The following is a 1,274-nucleotide window of genomic DNA, read 5'->3' as shown; positions in this document are numbered from 1 at the left end:
TTTTTGAGCGCACTGGCGCTCGTTCCAAGGTCAGTTCAATTTCGTTGTCGCCGAAATTGGTGGTCATAATAATCATGTCGATTTGCCCTTGTGGGTGCTAAGTTGGCGGCATTATAGCGAAGTCGTTTCTAGGCCGTAACAAAAACAGCGACGTCATGGCGTCGCTGTTTTTATTTGTCGGATGTTCTGTTGGATTAAACCGTGAAACGACCAACCAAGTCGTAGAGCTCGTTGGCTTTGTGATTGAGGTTTTGGCTTCCCGAGCGGTTTTGGTTGGCAAGGCTTGCCGATTGACTACTTTGCTGCGAAATGACCTCAACACGTTGAGAGATTTCTTGTCCCACTTGGCTCTGTTCTTCGGTTGCAGTGGCGATCAGCGTGTTCATGTCCATAATGTTGGCAATCGCTGCTTGAATGTCTTGCAACGCAACCGAGGCAGCGCGCGCCTCTTCTACCGTTGCTTCACCGCGCGCTTGGCTTGATTCCATCGCACGTACAGCGGCATCTGAGCCAGATTTTAGTTGCTCAATCATTTTATGGATATCGCCCGTACTGTCTTGAGTGCGGCTTGCCAGCTTGCGGACTTCATCTGCTACTACCGCGAATCCACGTCCTTGATCGCCAGCTCGCGCAGCTTCAATCGCGGCATTTAGCGCAAGCAAATTAGTTTGCTCGGCAATATCTTGAATCACTTCTAAAGATGATGAGATGTTTTGAACGTCGCTCTCTAAACGGGCTATCACAGTGCTCGCCTCTGAAACTTCGCTTGCCAGCTCTTCGACAGAATTCGCAGCGGAATCGACGATGTGTTTCGCTTGTTGCGCGTTTTCATCGGCGTGTCGTGCTGATTCTGCTGCTTGGTTAGCGTTGTTCGAAATCTCATGCGCGGTGGCTGTCATTTCCGTCATCGCTGCGGCAACTTGCTCGGTTTCTTCACGTTGACCGCCAGCGAGTTCGTCGACTTGAGAGGCGCGTTGCGACATGTTGTTGGTTTCTGCGACGACTTCTTCACCAACTTGAGTCACGCTCTTAATGATGCCCTGCAGGCTTTCAACAAAGATATTGAAGTTGTGCGCTAACTGTTTGAACTCAGGTACGTTGGATTCGTGCATGCGTGCTGTAAGGTCGGCATCGCCTTGCGCGAAGGATTGGATCGAAGCATCAAACTGTTCGATTGGTCGCATGATGCTACGATTCACAAACACGGCGAAGATAGCAACTACGGCAGCGATAGAAACACAGAACAGCGCGATGGCCACTAGAGTTGTGTTGAG

Annotated in this window: 1 protein-coding gene and 1 pseudogene; both read right to left on the bottom strand. The window is 50.4% G+C overall.

Annotated features, from left to right (window positions below):
• Positions 1–76: pseudogene (locus R7M72_RS24960) on the bottom strand (peptidyl-prolyl cis-trans isomerase); the annotation flags it as partial.
• Positions 77–194: 118 nt separating this feature from the next.
• The coding region (locus tag R7M72_RS24955; RefSeq protein WP_318056444.1) for a methyl-accepting chemotaxis protein at positions 195–1,274 on the bottom strand (1,080 nt) is incomplete at its 5' end.

It is taken from the genome of Vibrio sp. YT-18, assembly GCF_033337345.1.
Lineage (GTDB): Bacteria > Pseudomonadota > Gammaproteobacteria > Enterobacterales > Vibrionaceae > Vibrio > Vibrio alginolyticus.
The sequence above is the reverse complement of the archived record's forward strand: the minus strand, read 5'-3'. Positions and strand labels throughout refer to the sequence as shown.